Below are 17428 nucleotides of genomic sequence, written 5' to 3'. Positions count from 1 at the left end.
CACAATGCGCTGGTCTCACGTGTCCACTATGCGCTTTTTGCAGACAACGCCACATTTTCGACCGTTATGCATGACCAATTCTGCTTAGTTGTGACAGCCTGATTCAATTTAGGCTCGAAATAACTTGCAGCGCCTATTTTTCGGTCGCGAAGAAAAAAAAATACTAGTTTAATCGTTGAATTGCCGGTAATAGGGCGGCGGATTTTTCGTGCCGCTAAGGGCGATCCTATTGAAGGTCTAAAAGTTGAAAAAGGCTATAAACGACTTACGCCGCGGGCTATTACTATACCATGTTTGGGTTTACCAAGCATATCATGAAATATCTGCAAAATATAAGCGCACTGTATTGGGGTCGATATGGATCTCCGGTGCGATGGTTGCAACCTCAATCGCGCTTGCTATAGTTATGGGGGGCATACAAAAGCAAAGCCTGCCAGACATTCTCCCATATATTATGGCGGGCATATTATGTTTTTATCTGCCTGGGTATGTTCTTACCGAGGCGCCTGAAGTCTATATGTCGTCGTCGAACATTATTAAGAACCACGCGTATCCATTCACCTATTACGCATTCGAGAGTGTCACGAGGGTATTTCTGGTCTTTTTGCATAATCTGGTCGCTTATTATTTAGCGATGGCCATTTTGACGCGGTTAGCAATTCCAGACTGGACCATACTGCCAGCGCTTGTGTTGGTTTATTGCAACTGCTTGGTGTGGGGGACCCTGGCGTCCATGGTGGCCGCTAGGTTCCGAGATTTGCGGTTTTTGCTTCCGTTTATGTCTCAGATTATCTTCTTCATGACCCCTGTATTCTGGCATCCGAACAATATGGACGGTTGGCGGGTATGGTTGGTTCGCGTAAATCCATTTTATGGTCTCATGGAAATCGTCCGATCCCCTTTGTTGGGAACGACGGCACCGTCGCTGGCGTGGGAACTGAGCGCAGCCAGTTTAATAATAGGTTCTCTCTTGTGGCTGTTCTTTTTCTCAAGATTTCGCTCCAAGATTCCTTTTTGGATTTAGGATAAAAAATGTCGGTGCTTATACGCTTAAATTACGTTGATCTTGTTTATCCTGTGTACTCCGTTAGAGCACAGTCATTGCGCAATATGATGGTTAATTTGTCTGTGGGCGGTAAACTGCTCAAGGACGGAAGCGATATCATACATGTTCAAGCACTCTCGCGCCTAAACTTTACCCTCAACGTGGGCGACAGACTCGGAGTAATTGGGCACAATGGCGCTGGGAAGACCACGCTTCTAAAGCTCGTTGCCGGAATTTATGAGCCTACGCGAGGTCATATTGAGGTGAACGGCCGCATATCATCCATGATTGATGTGGGCCTGGGGCTGGATCCGAATCTCACGGGTCGGGACAATATTATTAACATGGGCCGAATGCGTGGGTTCACCACACGTCAAATTCAGCTTCAGATGGACGAACTGATCGAATTCTCTGATCTCGGTAGCTTCATTGACTTACCCGTGAAGACTTTCTCCGCAGGGATGGCATCCAGGCTAGTCTTTGCCGTGTCAACAACTTTGGATCCCGACATTTTACTATTCGACGAGTGGTTGAGCACGGGAGATGCCGATTTCATTGTTAAAGCCAAACAAAGGATGGATAGTCTCTTAGACAAATCCCGCGGTATGATATTGGCATCACACTCCTTCCCAATGATTCAACTGATGTGTAACAAATTGCTTGTCTTGGATGCGGGCGAGCAGGTGTATTTTGGCGAGGTCGATGGCTGGGATTTTAATTCACAAAAGCCTGTCGCGCGAGATGTTGAAGGCCAGATGTCTTAATCTGTTTCGAGTTGCGTTGGATCGACCGAGCGTTCCTTTTTCCCTTATTTTGAGGTTTTTAATCTACACCCTACGATCCTAAGGTCGTGAATATCGCTGATCGATCTAAAGGCGAGGTTGCAGCTCTTTGTGGAAAAAGCGATAGATTATATCGGGGGGACGTCTACAGAAACTGAAATAATTTACCCAAGACTCTGCGGTCTAATGGCCATCGACTTGAGTGGGGGAGAGGTGCCAAGCGACAGAGATGTTTGATCTGCCTAAACTGTCAAGACCGGAATAAATTTCCGCCAAGATCAAGGGGCTACCTTTGACGCCCCAAACAGGACTTCGTAACGACCTCATACCACCGGCGTTGGTAGAACCGAAAGCCCAATTGTCGAAGACAAATGCACGTGACGTGTCAGGGCAGATTGATGCTTCTGTTCCAAGCCCGGCAACAAAAGATCATATGTGTCGACGAAATGAAGACATGGGAACGACGTCGATCATCTGAATCAGGGGCATGCGTTAACTTCGGCGAGGCACCTTTATGGCGGCGGTGCCTCGTGCCATCCGGACCAACGATAACTAACCGCTAGGTCCAGGCGTCTAGTATTCACTGTTCGACACCAACGGCGATGGCTGCATCCTTCCGATGTCTGCCGGCGTACTCAAAGCTCAATTACGAACGTTGCCGCGCAACTGTCGTTTGGCGGTATGTTCTTTCAAAGGACCTTAAACCCGACGCATCGACTTCTAATCGAAACCCTCTTTCAATCGCCAACGCATCTCATTCCAAAGAGCAAAGCAACTGAAACAGCGTTCGTCAAATCTGCGAAGTCATCGGTGAAACGCCAAGTCCGCGGCCTCGCACAATTTTGCCGAGAGTTCCCATCGATTGTGACAAAGGGATGAGTTTTCGATTTGAACCTGTGATGCGGAAACCAACTGGCACGAAGCCTGGCTCCCGCCTGAACGCAGAAAAGTTGGAACCTTTCCTGCGCCCAAGCGGAACAACTATGCTTCTTCCGAGTCTTGTAAGTAATAGGCGGCCGTCTTCTTCAGGCCCTCTTCAAGTGTCCACTCAGGCTCATAGCCTGCGATTTGTCGCAACAGCGATATGTTTGGAGCGCGACGCTTAACGCTACCTTTGGGGGACGGGTGAAGTACGATCTCGCCCTCGAGGTTCGCTGCCTTCATGATGGCGTAACCAAGATCACGAATTGTCATCTCGTCCTCAGAGCCAACATTTACAACCTGGTCTTTCGCACCGTCTGCGTATCCCAGCGCAATGGTAGCCTTGGCAGCATCCTCGGCATATATGAATGAGCGGGTATCTTCATGGCCAAAAAGCTCGAAAACACCGCTACGCGCACGCACCAGGAAATCTGGTATAACGTGCTTATCTCCCATCCGCGGGCCATAGGCATTGTGAAATCTGACAACAGTAAAGGGAATGTCGAAGTGTCGACATCCATTGACCGTCGCTATCTCGCCGTGCATCTTCGATGCACCATATGACCAACGTGAGTTAAAGATGTCGTCTATGCCAAGAGGCACGTTCTCGGCCGTAGGGACCTCCCAGCCAAAACGCGTCACGGTTGACGCATATGCCTCAGACGTTCCAGCGTAAATCCATCGCTTCAGTGTATTAAGCGGACCATATTTTTCAATGAGGTGCATCGTCGGTAAGGTGCAGCACCGTACGACCTCAAAAGGACGCTCGTAAAAATTCTGAGTTCCGTTCAGCGCAGCCATGTGGAAAATAATTTCAATATCGTCCGGCAGCAACGCCACGGCCGCGGAGTCGTTCAAATCTGCCGTTATGGCCTGAACATTCTCCCGACTCGTCAGTTCCTGATACAAACTGTCGTTTTCGCCGCGAATAAAATTATCGACACAGACAACCAAATTGTTGGGGTCTGAGGCAAGCTGTCTCGCGATAAAGAAGCCGAGAAAACCAGCTGCTCCGGTGACAAGTATTTTAGACATGAGACTTCCGTTTTTTTTTTAATAAAGACCACAAAATTTGGCTTTTTGCCAAATCAGCGGCGGAGCAGGCCGTAACTTAGCTTTTGGTGTCAGCGAGACCAGCGGTTCCCGAAATTGACGCCAAAATACGAGTTCCCAAGCCAAAATAAACTGTGTCATCCCGAAGATGGAGCATTTCAGAATCATATTGATTCCACATGTCGTAAATTATCGCACCCGGCGCTAACGACTGACTGAGTGCGGATAAATCCAGGGACTGAAAAATCACGTTGTTATTCTGATAAATAACAAAGCTGGCCCCTTCAAAAGCTTCCGACGCCGATGAGCTTACCTCAACGCCCAGGGACTCAACGTCAGAGTCTGGTACGGAGGGATCGTATGCGACCAGCTTCACATCAGGGAAAACAGTTTTTAATTCTTTGATTAGCGGTATCGCTAAGGTGCCACGTAAGTCGGAGGTCTCGGGCCGGCCTTTGAATGCCACTCCCATGATAACACCTTTCTGAATCTTTTCAGAAGGGCCCCGTTCCAACAACTCATCGAAAACGATCTTGGCAGTGCGGGATGGGAGTGCCTCGTTGACTTCACGTCCCAGAAGCGGCATGCGGACTTCGCCTCCACGAGCCGTAACGCCTTCTGCCAAGATATAGGGATCCTTTTCAAGACAAGGACCGCCGACTGGTCCAGGGATTGGCATAGATGCACGCGGGTAACCCATGTTGCCCGCTTCTATCACCTCAAGAGCGGATACGCCGATGGCGTCACACATTTCCGCAACCTCGTTTGCGAACGCAAACATAAGATCTCGTTGCGTATTGTTGATCAGTTTGATCATTTCCGCCGTCTCGAGATCACGCACTCGAATGGTGGTCGGTGTCAGAAAATTGAAAAACTGGCTGGCCCGCATGGTCGAGGCTGGCGTCAGACCACCTATGATTTGCGGGAGAGTGCGTAACTCGTGAAGGGCTTTTCCCTCAAGAGTGCGTTCGGGACAGAAAGCGAGATCGTAGGGCAAGCCCGACGTATCCAAGGCGGCCTTAACGATATCCCGGCTGACACCTACGCGCACCGTCGAACGGAGAAGTATGAGGTTGTTTGGGCGTAAATTCTCTGACAAACGCTCAGCAACGTGACGAATGGACGTCAAATTCGTTATTTTCTCGCCAGCTCCCAGCGGTGTGCCGACGGTCACAATATAGACGTTTGAAGTGCCAGGTGCTGGCCAATCCAGCGAGGCCGTCAAATTTCCTGCTGATACTTGAGCGGCAAGTCTCAAGTCCAGGCCTGTCTCTTTAAAAGGGGCCCTCCCACTTTGAATGACCTCGACAGTCTTCGGGTTCAGCTCCACACCATGAACTTGGAAACCAACCTCTGCCAGCGCAACTGCAAGCGTCAAGCCCACATAACCAAGGCCAATTACACATACATGACGGTCAGGATAAGTGTTGGCAACTCTCATTTTAGCCTCATAATTACGTAGATTATTGCGTATAGCGAGAGCGGGCAAACGGCGCAAGGCGGATTATGGCGGTAAATCGATTCCACCCAAAATTGTCTGGAAAATACCGCAGATTACGCCATTATTACGCGCCAGGCGCCGATGTTCCTTGCACTCGAAACTGGAGCATAACAGGGCTATCTCGATGCCGATACATGTCTGCGTCGACCGGTACGGGCAAGGGTGGTTGGTTGTTAATCAAGGCGGGTCGGCACAACTTGGATGCCACTCAACTGGATATCGGCATGTCTATCTACCCAAATCCTAAATTCTACCCTAGAACTATTTCTTTCTAAGCTAAATGCGAGTTGAGCGATGACGTTGGTGTTCTCCTCTTTATCCAGTGGCTTTTGAATGAGAACATGCTCGTTTACCGCCACATCTGCGTACGAGCTCGTACCTGGATCGACGACTGATCCTTCGAAAACTACCAAATAGTCTCCCCGTGGCAGATCGCAAAAGGGTCCGTAGGTCAAAAACCCGTCTGCGCCACTTGAGGCCTTCACACTCCCAAGCGGCTGGCCGGTGGTAGAAAAGAGGCGTACATCGGCGGCTCCATAGCGTTTAGCCTCAGACCATTTTATTACATTGACGGTGAATCCATCGGATGCAAACCCGAAACTCGCCAGGTCACTATCGCCTTGCGCCAAAATAAATCGTAGATCGTAAGGGCCCGGCTGGTAGGGCGCCTTGATGTTGATATTGGCAACAAAAGAAGATTGCGCGTCAATCCTGTCGATGATGAAGTGGGGTTTTGGAGCGTCAACCCAGCTATTGTCGCCCGCCATCATCCATTCGTGTTTCAGTTGCAGTGGCTTGTCAATCGTGCCAACCCAATCATGTAGCGAGCGGTTCACGATCTCTACTGGCACCCAAAGTGTTTCATTGGGGTGCATTTTCTCAAACGTTCCGCTAACCGCGGTAAAACCTGTTGCGTCGTCAAAATCCACAATCGGGTCAGAGCTGATCTGATGGCATAGGAATTTTGCCGAGAGTGCGGAATATCCTTTGGTTTCGACTTTACGATCAACTTGGACGCGGAAGCGCAAGTCGTAGTCTACACCACCGAGGTGATGTGAAGAGCCATTGTCGAACTCCTGGAAAGAGAATCTGACAGAGTATTCTCCCTCCGGCAGGTCAGGAACCAGATAAAAATGCGTTTCGTAGACGCCTGGGCACAAATTTGTCGGTGAGGACGAAGAGAGATCAGAGGAACTCTCGAAGGCCAGACGTCCCTCCTCGTCGTAAATAGATATTATTAAGTCGATTTTCTCGATGGACAATTCAGTAGAAAAGGACAAAGAAAAATCTAATATCTCCCGGCTATCAAGCACATAAGATTCAGGCTTTAACTTAACTGCAACAACTTGAATTGTTTTAGGCTTTTCGGTGGGAAGGTGAGGCTCATTGTAAACTTCCCATTTGCGCTCTACTATGTTTTCAACCTTTCGTTTCGAATTGGCGTGAAAATTTACGCTCTTCAGTTTCTGATAAAACTGGAGGTCCAAATTGTTCAGTTCAAAAAGGCGTTCGCGGAGGTTCGTAGAGATCTGCGTTATTTCAGGACGAAAACTAGTTATATTTGTGTGCTCGAGCTTGGTCGCGACGGGAATTTTCAAAAAATTTGAGATGTTGCGAGTAAATTGAGGCAGGTCACCAAAATCACCAATAACGTCGTATTGTTGAATATTTTGCAGCGCCAGTTCCAGCTTCGATTCGTCTGTCATCTGGGCCGTGGAACTAATCGATGAAAAATGATTCACATAGTGATTGTTTAGGTGATAGGGAATCATTTCACCCAACTCATCGCCGGTTCGTAAAAAGACCTCGGCCTGTTCCCATAGGCCTGGCGTCAACTCGTCGGGCCGGTGATTATTTACGATAAAATGAAGCCAAGAGACGGCTCTCTCCACAGGTTCGCGTATGTTCGTGAAGTATGAGTAACGAGGATCTAACCCCGAGCCTTCGAATATGAGGTGTCCGCAAATAATTGGGTGTAGTCCGCCATGCAGACGTAATATGTCGTCGTGTTTGCCGACTAGGTTGCCTGTGACAGTGCCCGTGCCCAATTCCCTCTGCAACCATAAGCGAATGGCTTGACCAGCAGTTTTTGGTACATGATCGTACACTATACGACCGGAAAAAAAACTCTGCTTCCGTTTTACACTCATTATTACTCCAAAAAATGCAGAATGACGCGGATATACTGAATCTTAAACGCTCATATTTTCAGGCGCAAGGTGCTTGGAACACAATCCGGTAAACTAAATGTAATTACGCTATGTGCGATGGATTAGCGACCGGATCATCACACCTAATGCGACCCGCTGATCGGCAGAACGCAGTCGGGCCAAATTAGGTGGTGACCTACTTTGACGCCTTACTAGTGAAATTCTCCACATCGCCCAAACCGGATTTCAATTGGGAAATTCCGGTTTTACGTGAGCTTATCTTTGGGAAAGTCTGTCAAACTTTACCCGAAGACGGGCATTCTATCCCCCGTTTTCGAGTGGAACTCGACAGATAAGTCAAGTTAAATCGGCAGACCTTTCCGAGAAGGTGGCATCACTTCATCGTCCGGACTTTCGTTGTACTCAAGCAGTGAGGTACTTTCCTGGCCGTTTTTGCCTAGCCAGTATCTGTGTGTGTCAGATATGAAGGCGCTTAAGCGAGGTGTTAGTTCACTCCACAGATAGTTCTGCACGTAGTATTCATGTCCCTCTTCGCCCAAAGTCTTAGCCAACTCGGGGTTTGACTGCAACATGTTTAGGCACCAGGCAAAATCACGGTAGTTGCTGAAAACCAAACCGCCGCCACTTTTTCGGACCTGTTCCGAAGTTGCATTGCACGAGGTGGTCACAAGAACGGGGCAGGACATTGCCCACGCCTCCAGTAATACAAGGGAAAAGGATTCGAAATGACTTGGATTGACCAAAACTAAAGCTTGATCAATGATAATCTGCTTGTCTTCGTCAGACACAAATCCAGCGTGTACGATGTCAGGATGCTTTGGAATCTCGATCTGGAACGGTTTGCCGATTAGAACGAGCTTAAGATCACCGGGAAAATCCGCCTTGTACTTTTCGAAGAGGCGGAACAGTTCATCCACAGCCTTGGCTGGCTCAATGCGCCCGACATATACGATGTAAGGCCATGGAAAGCGGTCTTGGCGTTCCAAAGACCGAGTGCCGACAGAATCTTCGTTTATCCCACAGCCGAGGGTAATTTTTTGTGCGTTTTCAATCGGATAGAGCTGGTCTGCAAGGTTGCGTTCTGCATCTGTCTGGAACACAAATCCTTCGTATGCGGCGCATAGATCCTGCATGCCTGGTAGATATGCAAAGTTCTCGTCATGGAAGAAGGGAACGCAGATCAGCGGGACTTTTCCGCTTAATCTCGCCACATACTCCATATTGCTGAATAAGTAGGTCCAGTTCACGACGACGTCAAACTGGTCGTGATGCTTCATCAAATAAGTTGCCATCTCCGGCACCTGGGGGCCGTGGCTAGCCATCCATTCACTGATGTCAATCTCAGATTTAGCAGCTTTGACCGTGCCTGCAGAAAAAGCCTCCCAGTCCCTTTTGTGCCGGGCCGGGAACCTTATCACCTTATATCTTGGGTCAGAGGCTTCATCCTCGTAAAGGGGAACGGAATTTTCCCAGTCCATCGTTAACGATGAAGTGGAGACAACGGTGATATCAAATATGGAAGACAAGCGTTCAGCAAATAGCCGCACAAATGTCTCCGCGCCGCCAGAAACCTGCTTTCCAAACCTTTGAACGACGAAAGCAACTCGAAGCCGCTTCGACGCAAGTGAAGATTTAGAGGTCGTCACAACGCCAGAATTCAAGACAGTGCTGTGATGCTTCTGCGTGAACAGTTTTCCAATATATTGGTTGAAATTTTGAATTGTGTCTTCAATAGAAAATCGTTCCCTCACTGACTGAGAGCCAGCTTCACCCAAACTTTCCTTCAGACCCGACTCAGTGCGTATTCTGCGTAATTCAACCGCATATTTCGCATAGTTGAGAGTATCTATGCTAATCTGAGTAGGGCCCAGAGCCTCGGGAACGCCTGTGTAATAATAAGCGATTACGGGTAATCCGCAATATTCCGCTTCAATAATCGGGATGCAAAAGCCTTCGTGTTCGCTCGTGCATAAGAATACATCGCAATTTTTATAGAAGGCAACTATAGAATCAAACGAACTTTTATCGTAAAATATTACGTTTTCAGTTATATTTAATTCATTTGTTAATGATAAAAGTTCTTCGTTGTATTTCGCCAGCCCGGCATCTTTAGTTCCAACTATATGCAAGACAATATCGCGATCATACATCTCGCAATATTTAGCTATTATTTCGAGTAGATGCTTGTGACCTTTGTTATTGACCCGCCTTCCGACAAATAATACGTGAAGTCTGGAGTCATTTTTCAGACGAGACACGGTTTCAGAATTTTCTGTCGTTCGATCGAAGTCGTCAAGCTTGTGGAAATAGGGAAGATATGTGATCTTCGAAGGGTTTACACCAGCATTTATGAGATCACGAGCGTCATAGTAACTCGGAACTAGAAAATCCGTGCATGCCTTCACCAATTCGTAAGTTACGCGGCGCCCCGTCGCGCAATTGCGAACCCAATCTTCATTATACCCTTCAAAAAAGGCCGGAGGGGTTACGTTGTGGTACCGCATAATTCGCGTTTTGCAACGCGCCGACAGAAGCAAACTCTCAGTCAAATCTGCACCAACTGAGTGATGGTAGATCAATATGGTATCTTCGAGCTGCAGTAGGGCTCGTATTGTCTCGACGGATGTTGTCCAAATCTCATAGTCTTTTTCAGTATGGTAAGGACTATAGACGTATGTCTTGAAGCCGTCGGCAATAAGGGCGCGCGCCATACCCTCAACGTCATGGCCGACACCATCGCCGCGTAGCCAAGCCGGCGTCAATATTACGGCATGTCCGCGCCACATCGAATCCATTTTTAGCCCTTACCCAATTAAACTACGATTTCTACAATTCTGAGGCACACGCCCTTCTCAATCGCAATATACTTCACCGACGATTACACCTAATTTTCTCATATCAGCACCAAGACCCTCTTTTATCGGGCAGGTGACAAACTGCGGCACAATATCGATGTCAATTTCGCGCCCGAGGTAGGGCGACACATCTGCAACCAGGTCCGTCATATCGAACCCTATGGCCTGGTCTTTGACCACACGGCCAGCACATATCAATTGGATACTGTTCTCCCTAAAAGGAGATGCGGCTAAAACGGTAAGCCTACGACCGGTTATTCGCGCTTTTAGAGTGGCGCGGTCGCCGGTCCAGCGAACAGGCCCGTTGCCGTGATCCTCCACAGGAAATGTGCCGTAAAGGAAATCATCTAGTCTCTCTCGCAAGTTCGGAACTGCGTCCCGATCAAGGGGGAGAAACGAACCAAATTTCTCCATCGCGTCTTCATATTGCGCAATTTTATTCAACGGAGAATCCGATACCGGCGTGGACTGTTTGACAAGGCGACGCACAGTACGCGACAATTCCGCTATGTCGCGTTGAATCTGGACGGTCGCGGCCGCTTGTCTATGAAGTATAGACAGGCTGGTTTGGACAGAATCTATTTTTAGTGAGAGTGCGCGAAGATCAACTCTGAGGTTTTGTTCGGCGATACGCCTTCCTCTGAACAGTCGCTTCAACCAGTTGCCATTTGCTTGCTCGGCCTGTATCAACACGCGAGCCCATTCGGGTTTACGGTGCTTTCGTCCTTCTTCAGAATTGCATAGGCTTATAATGATGCTGCTACGAGAAATGCCATTGCGTAACAGTGATCCGTATGTCTCCTTGCCATTCTCGTCTGGGTCTCTGCCCAGAACAAGTTGATACGCCTGCTTCAGGAATTCCGAATCGTTTAGGCTCAAAAGGTGATCTAACTCGGTCGAATATTCGATCTGTGGGGAAGTCATTGCTGCGTATCCGGATTCTTGGCGAAGGGGAACGGTCGTACTCGGTGTTTCGCTCGGGTGCAACACCGACGCCTCCGAGAAGCGTACATTCTTAGCGAATGTCTGATCGAGTGGCGTAAAAAGTTCACCTTTGTATCCCAATGTCTGCCTTGTCACGTCGTTTATCTCACTCATCGCATTTGGAAAGACCGATCTTGATATCCATCGCAACGGGCTTGTGACGCGCCATGAGATGCGGCTCGTCAAGGTTTCATACTGTTGCAAGAAGAACAGCGCGATTTTGGTGTGACGGGAGGAAAGCTCGCGCAAGTTAAGGACTTGATATTGAAGCTGTGCGGCTTGATCTTCAAGTTTTGCGTACTGTGATTGCCGGGACTCAAGTTCACGGGTAAGGGTAGAGATTGTATTAATTCTGCTATCAATCTCGCGCTTGAAATTCGGTATTTCCACACGCTTGACCTTGTCCAGAGACGCTGTGAGGCAGTGTATGCGATATTCTAGGTCGTTTTGAGTGGCTGTATGGTGCTCGGCGAGTTCTGTCTGCTCGACCTGATGCAGGTTTCGCATTTCGTCTTGCCGTCTATCACACTCAGTCCTGATATTGCTTATTTTCTCTTCTGCAGCACGCCGCGCCTCACCTATTTCTTTTGAGTGAATGCGTTTAAGCGAGAGAAGTTCGCTGGATAATTCTTGGCGTTTTTCTTCCAAATTTCTTTCGTGGGTGATTTGTAGCCTGGCGATAGCTTCTAATTGCTGTCTTTCGCTTGCAGAATTTCGATTTTTTTCATGCAATAGTTGCTGGTGGACCTGGTGGAGCTCATTTCTCGCTGCGACTGCATCATCTCGGGCCACCGACGTCTCTGCGTGCAGACGATGACGCGCAGAGGCAAACGCCCACATATCTTCGGTCAATTGAAACCGGTCAAAGTAATTAGGGCCGACAGCGAGCTTTGCGATAAGATCCGAATGTTCGTCAGCGACATAGTATCTATTTAGGCCATCGAATTGAGCGTATGTATATTTTCTAGCAAGTAACTTTGGTTCCCAGACCTGATGGATTTCGCGGCTGGAATTAGGGTAGGTACTTTCTACGACGACTATCCAGGGCCTGACTGGAGACGTGCCCCAACTGTCTATAACTTCATCTTCCAGTCCTTCAACGTCTATCTTTAGCCAGTGTACAACGGGCTCATGCAATAAACTGAAAATGTCTGCCAAAGTAACCGTTGAAACAACGGTCTCTAATATTTGAAAGCCCTGCGAGCGATGAGTCTCGGCTATTTCGCTTGAAGCTGTGGATAGTCCTGTGTCTTGTATCTCGTAAAATTTGAGGAGTCCATGTTGACTGGAAATGGCCGACTGAACCACAATTTCATCAGGCCTCGCATTGCGCAACAGGTTCGCGTACACGTCAGTGGGCTCAACATGAATGCCTCGCCACCCGAGATCGTAAAACGCTTTGCTGACCGAATCTAAGACGGGGTGCTGTGCTCCAACGTCGATATAGGTTCCTTTTTCAATATGTCCGAGGGCGCGATATAAGAGCACATCTTCAAAATTCTGGGCGAAAGATACTATTCCTGACATACTGTCCTCAGAGTTATACAAGTTTTTTAAAACTTAGATTTCCGCGTAAACGCTCCGCCATTAAATGAGCTCGAGGGCTCTTTTGACTTTGCCCCCGGGTTTAATGGCTTTTGAAATGTGCGGGAACGGCTAGTGCTTAGTTACGATGATGCCTATACTGGTAGAAGCATATCCTGCCAGTTCCAGCCGAAGATGAGGGTCGTTAGAAAATGGTGGAAGGTCTACGTACTGATCCAGTTGGTGTGAGCCTGGATAGAAGCTGAGAGGTGCCACGTCATGGCCTTGGGCACGTAGTCGCGCAGCTAGAGCTTTAAAATCACGTTTCCGAAAAAGACTAAGGTGCTCGTGTTCGAAGGTTTTCTCATCAGATGAGAGATTTAACTCGGTAGTATGAATGGACACCCCGCCGCTTCGAAGCGTTTTTAGCGAGTTTGTAATGAAATTTAGCCCATGTTCGATTGAACCGAGATGTTCGAATGCACAAGCACTCCAGCAAAAATCAAATTCCGTCAAATCGGGCGATATATTATTCATATCGCTAACCTGAAATTTCACTTTTTTATCAAAAGTGCTTCGATGCGAAATTTTCTTAGTGTATAAGTCCTCTAATGCAACGCTGTGCTGATGCGTCTCACCCCAACCAGCTTTTTCGGCATCACTTGCCGATTGATCCGTCGCTGTTATGCTGACGCCAAGAGAGGCGAACAGGTCGGCGAGTGGTTCACGCCCGACCCCAAATCCCAACCCCCGTTTTGTCTCGGTTAGCAGGCCTCGTTCGTGAAGCGCCGCGCAGATATAAACCCATTCCCATTGTTTGCGATGGAGGCGAGGGGCTTCCTTAAGTTGCTCGCTCCAATAGCGATATCTTGGTGCAAGAAAGTGATCCAGCCGGCACGTTTCGCTGACAAAGCTATAAGGCGACGCTATTGGTTCGACATCGAAAAGACTCGCGTCGTCAAGCATGCCTTCTTGAATAAGTCTGTTTCCGCTGTGCGCACCAAGAACGATAGGCGCGCTTTTGCTTACGGCCAGTTTATCGGACAATGATGGGACGCGTCTGAACATACGGTCAATCAGATCGGAGAAATTCGTCATGTTTTAAACGCCCGAAGAGTTCGGCCCACTGGCCAGAGATTTGATCGACGCTATAACGATCGAGTGTGAACCTCGTATGTGCATTAAATACCTCTCCTGGTAAGTCACTTTGTTGTGTCAAAAGTAGCTTCATTATTTTGCCCGCGATGTCATCGACGTCATACGGGTCGACATAGGTCGCCGCCTCTCCCATGACCCAACGATGCGCCGCGATATCAGAAACAATTGCTGGTGTACCGCATTGGATTGCCTCCATCGGAGGGAAACCAAATCCTTCGGAAAAGCTTGGGAACACAAAGCATCTAGCATTCTTGTAGAGAGACCTGAGCTCAGGAGATGGTACATCCTGCAAGTGTATGATATTACCCGCCGCGATACCAGGGCGCATGGCACTTAGGGTACTTTCGTATTTCCAGCCGGGACGACCAACAATGATCAGTTTAATATTTGGAAACGCTTCGTTCCGGACACGTTCCCAGGCTCGAACTAAGTTTGAGATATTTTTCCGGGGTTCTAGCGTGCAAACCGCAAGAATATAGCTAAAGTCATCTCCAATCGATACATGTGGTCCCGCCAGCGCGTCGGACTTGCGTATTTTGATTATCTCTCGAATGGGGATACTGCGCTCGGGTATTAATGTCGGCAGCGCGTTTGGAATCGTAATCGTTCTGCCTTTTAAATCCGGAAAAACGCGCAGTAGCTGCTCTTCACTGGGTTTAGAAACGCAGCAGTAGATGGATTTCGGGCCTGATTTTTGAATCATTCTGAAGGCCGTTTTCGTCACGCTGAACTCGTCGAACATATCTGGGTCGGTCAACGGAATTATATCGTGACAGCGCGCTATGTGGCGTGTGCCGGCACTAACTGCTATTGGGCGAGGCTCAGACGTAATCAGAAAATCGTACCCTTCGGTACTCAACCTCGGGGCACGAAAAAATGGCAACCTCAGCCTGTTAGTGAATGACGTGAAGTTCAAATTTGTCAGAGCAAACTGTTGTTTCAGAATTAAATCGCGATCTTCTGCTTCAAGCGTCTTTTGAAAGAACAGTCGCCAGATCGAGTCGTCGAGGGCGTCGAAGTCCAAAGGCGCGATCGCGTATTTTCGCGTCAGAAGACGATAGAGTTTGATGAACCGGCCAAGTGATGAAGGCAGTCGGCGTCGGTTGTTAAGCTCAACCCCTGAGGCAGCTAGTAAAAATAGACTCCCCTGAAGAATGTTGAACTGTTTATTAGTGCTTATTCGGGTTGATATATTGTCGGTATAACCCGGACCCATTTCACTAAGTAGTCCAGTAACCTCAATATCGGGCATATGAGACAGTGTCTTAAACATGAGCCGCGTGTCCTGCGGAATGCCAGAGAAACCCAACATACCCATCGACAAGTCTTGGAGCACACGGATCCGTTTTGAGTTGGTGTTCATAAGTGTCATATCGTACTTCCTTCGCCACGTTGGCGAAGCTCGTTAAGTAAGTCTGACCATTGGTTGGACACGGTGCGGACGCTGTAACGCTCTAAGATATCCCGCCCATTTTTGACGAGTGTGGCCTTTAGCTGTTGTCTCTCTTCGCCATAGACGAGACGTTCTATCTGGTTGGCTATGCTCACATCACTGTATGGGTCTGCGTACAAGACCGAGTCGCCCATGACCCAACGATGCGCTGGTATATCTGACACCACTGAGGGCGTGCCAAGACTAAGTGCCTCCATCGGCGGAAAACCGAAGCCTTCGGCAAACGAAGGAAACACAAAGCACTCGGCGTTTTGATAAAGGGTTTGGATTTCGACGAAAGGCAAGTCCTCGAGATGGAGCAATTCCCCGTCTAAATACCGCGGCTTTATGGCTTTCAAAATTTCCTTATAACGCCAGGCAGGTTTACCTACCAATATCAGTTTTAAGCCGTCACCATGCCGGTATCGAACTTCCTCCCAAGCGCGAATGACGCCAATCGTGTTTTTCTTAGGCTCAATCGAAGTAAGCCACATAATGTATTTGAAGGGCTTGTCAGGGTTGGCGCGCTCCAACACATCCTTCATTATTCCAGCCTTATGCCCTTCATTGTCTACGCAAGCTGAGGACAGACGCGCCCGTATAATGTCGGCTATTTTGATGCCGGAGATTTTGGCGGTAGAAGCTTCAGGCAGCGCGTACGGAATTGTATAGGTTCGACCACTTAGCGTTGGAAAGATGTCCAAAATTTCTCGTTCGGTAGCCTTCGAATTACACACAAACCAACCGATTCGCCGTGTTCGTTCAACGGCTTGAAAATGCATATTCACCGAATCTGAGTTATCCATTGTATCAGGCTGACTCAAGGGAATTGGATCATGATACCTAACAAGCAGTTTGGTTCCCGTTGATAGCTTTACCGGACGCGGATCTGAAGTTATAAAAAAATCGAAACCACGAGTATTCAACTGCGGGGGATTAAAAAAAGGCAAGGCGAGACGGCTGTTGATAACTTGAGAATTCAGGTTAGTAAAGCGAAACTGTTGTCGCACAATGAGGTCGCGATCGGAAGGCGACAAAGTTCTTTGAAAATAATTACGCCAAATCGCGCCATCAAAAAAATTAGCAGGAAGTTCACACGTCTCGAACTTCTTAACAATATCCCAAAGACGATTAAATCTCGCCAACATTCGACTAGACGGTACTACTTTCAAACCGGAGACGGTCGCTAGAAACATGCTTGCGTTGTAAAAAGCTGTTTCAAATTCTTTGTTCGAGGTGCTTGTTCGAATGTAACGTGAATATCCCCCGTTCATCTCGCTCAGCAATCCCGTAACCTCAACGGAGTCCATGAGCGCGAATGTTTTGAACATAAGGCGGGTATCTTGTGGGATGCCGGAATACCCCAGAGACGCAAACGACAAATCCTGCAAAATGCGATGTGGGTGCGAGCCGACCGAGTTGGTTCCATAAGGCGGTGAAATAGATTCCGACTGAGTACTATGCAACTTTTTCAACCTTGAGGCGCGTCTTCGGACATTTTTTACGGGCTTTCGCGCAAACGTTGCTCCGCAATCATGCCTTATCTTTGGCCGTTAAAAACGTCAACGGACTTTAGATATTAGTTTGACGTGCTTGTTCGAAAACACATTTTCCTTATGCTCGAAGTTGAAAATGCTACGGTGAATTCTGTCGGCCCTGATCGCTTAGCCCGCGGTGCGCAAAAACATCCTCGGACGATCATGGGATGTGAAACCCGGAGCCGGGGCCATGAGTGCGTTTTGCTGCTGAATGAAATACAGGCATTCCAATAAATAGAACGACCCTGCGCTCAAAGGCTCTTTTTTCTTTGTGACCGTTGTGGGCAGCGCGCCCATATATCCACTTTTCGTGCGCTTGGGAATCTCAGGCTGGGATCTTCCGGGGATGTCGTCCCGCTTGGTCATCGTAGATTTAAGTGCACCTTTCTCTTGACCGGTACGCGCGTGTACCTCCCCCGGTTTTAAGCGGGTTCAAGTGGTCAGTGGCCTTGAAAGTATCCACT

At 48.3% G+C, this 17428-nt stretch carries 10 protein-coding genes; 2 read left to right on the top strand and 8 right to left on the bottom strand.

The annotated features are described in order from the left end of the window. Positions 1–244 precede the first annotated feature (244 nt). Entirely contained in the window at positions 245–1024 is a 780-nt protein-coding gene (locus B060_RS0115050) for an ABC transporter permease (RefSeq protein WP_018082626.1), read from the top strand. Positions 1025–1032: 8 nt separating this feature from the next. Next, positions 1033–1809 carry an ABC transporter ATP-binding protein gene (locus tag B060_RS0115045; RefSeq protein WP_018082625.1) on the top strand — a complete coding sequence of 259 codons (777 nt, stop codon included), beginning with the start codon at positions 1033–1035 and terminating at the stop codon, positions 1807–1809. Positions 1810–2808: 999 nt separating this feature from the next. On the opposite strand, the gene B060_RS0115040 is transcribed toward B060_RS0115045, so the two are convergent. From B060_RS0115040 to B060_RS0115005, 8 genes are all read right to left on the bottom strand, one after another. After that, on the bottom strand, positions 2809–3783 hold the full coding sequence (locus B060_RS0115040) for an NAD-dependent epimerase/dehydratase family protein (RefSeq protein WP_018082624.1): 975 nt from the start codon (positions 3781–3783) through the stop codon (positions 2809–2811). 76 nt (positions 3784–3859) lie between these two features. Then, positions 3860–5242: a nucleotide sugar dehydrogenase gene (locus B060_RS0115035; protein ID WP_018082623.1), complete on the bottom strand. Its 1383-nt coding sequence runs from the start codon at positions 5240–5242 to the stop codon at positions 3860–3862. A 233-nt stretch (positions 5243–5475) separates the two neighbouring features. Next, the gene (locus B060_RS0115030; RefSeq protein WP_081606874.1) at positions 5476–7452 is read right to left on the bottom strand and encodes a sulfotransferase family 2 domain-containing protein; all 1977 of its coding nucleotides are present in this window, start codon (positions 7450–7452) and stop codon (positions 5476–5478) included. A 362-nt stretch (positions 7453–7814) separates the two neighbouring features. Further along, positions 7815–10268 carry a glycosyltransferase family 4 protein gene (locus B060_RS0115025; RefSeq protein WP_018082621.1) on the bottom strand — a complete coding sequence of 818 codons (2454 nt, stop codon included), beginning with the start codon at positions 10266–10268 and terminating at the stop codon, positions 7815–7817. 57 nt (positions 10269–10325) lie between these two features. After that, positions 10326–12839 carry an FkbM family methyltransferase gene (locus B060_RS26190; RefSeq protein ID WP_018082620.1) on the bottom strand — a complete coding sequence of 838 codons (2514 nt, stop codon included), beginning with the start codon at positions 12837–12839 and terminating at the stop codon, positions 10326–10328. A gap of 129 nt (positions 12840–12968) precedes the next feature. Further along, the gene (locus tag B060_RS27250) at positions 12969–13934 is read right to left on the bottom strand and encodes a class I SAM-dependent methyltransferase (protein WP_155847711.1); all 966 of its coding nucleotides are present in this window, start codon (positions 13932–13934) and stop codon (positions 12969–12971) included. After that, a complete protein-coding gene (locus B060_RS0115010; RefSeq protein ID WP_018082618.1) occupies positions 13909–15366 on the bottom strand; it encodes a glycosyltransferase family 4 protein in 1458 nt (485 codons plus the stop codon). The genes B060_RS27250 and B060_RS0115010 overlap by 26 nt, the downstream gene beginning before the upstream one ends. Then, the gene (locus tag B060_RS0115005) at positions 15363–16757 is read right to left on the bottom strand and encodes a glycosyltransferase family 4 protein (protein WP_018082617.1); all 1395 of its coding nucleotides are present in this window, start codon (positions 16755–16757) and stop codon (positions 15363–15365) included. Before B060_RS0115005 ends, B060_RS0115010 begins: the two co-directional genes overlap by 4 nt. Positions 16758–17428 lie beyond the last annotated feature (671 nt).

This window comes from Asticcacaulis benevestitus DSM 16100 = ATCC BAA-896, assembly GCF_000376105.1.
Classification (GTDB): domain Bacteria; phylum Pseudomonadota; class Alphaproteobacteria; order Caulobacterales; family Caulobacteraceae; genus Asticcacaulis; species Asticcacaulis benevestitus.
Note: the sequence above shows the minus strand (reverse complement) of the source record. Positions and strands in the feature narration are given on the sequence as shown.

Coding starts and splice junctions, on each gene's coding strand:
- B060_RS0115045 (WP_018082625.1), top strand. CDS start 1,033: ATGTCGGTGCTTATACGCTTAAATTACGTTGATCTTGTTTATCCTGTG.
- B060_RS0115040 (WP_018082624.1), bottom strand. CDS start 3,783: ATGTCTAAAATACTTGTCACCGGAGCAGCTGGTTTTCTCGGCTTCTTT.
- B060_RS0115035 (WP_018082623.1), bottom strand. CDS start 5,242: ATGAGAGTTGCCAACACTTATCCTGACCGTCATGTATGTGTAATTGGC.
- B060_RS0115030 (WP_081606874.1), bottom strand. CDS start 7,452: ATGAGTGTAAAACGGAAGCAGAGTTTTTTTTCCGGTCGTATAGTGTAC.
- B060_RS0115025 (WP_018082621.1), bottom strand. CDS start 10,268: ATGGATTCGATGTGGCGCGGACATGCCGTAATATTGACGCCGGCTTGG.
- B060_RS26190 (WP_018082620.1), bottom strand. CDS start 12,839: ATGTCAGGAATAGTATCTTTCGCCCAGAATTTTGAAGATGTGCTCTTA.
- B060_RS27250 (WP_155847711.1), bottom strand. CDS start 13,934: ATGACGAATTTCTCCGATCTGATTGACCGTATGTTCAGACGCGTCCCA.
- B060_RS0115010 (WP_018082618.1), bottom strand. CDS start 15,366: ATGACACTTATGAACACCAACTCAAAACGGATCCGTGTGCTCCAAGAC.
- B060_RS0115005 (WP_018082617.1), bottom strand. CDS start 16,757: ATGTTCAAAACATTCGCGCTCATGGACTCCGTTGAGGTTACGGGATTG.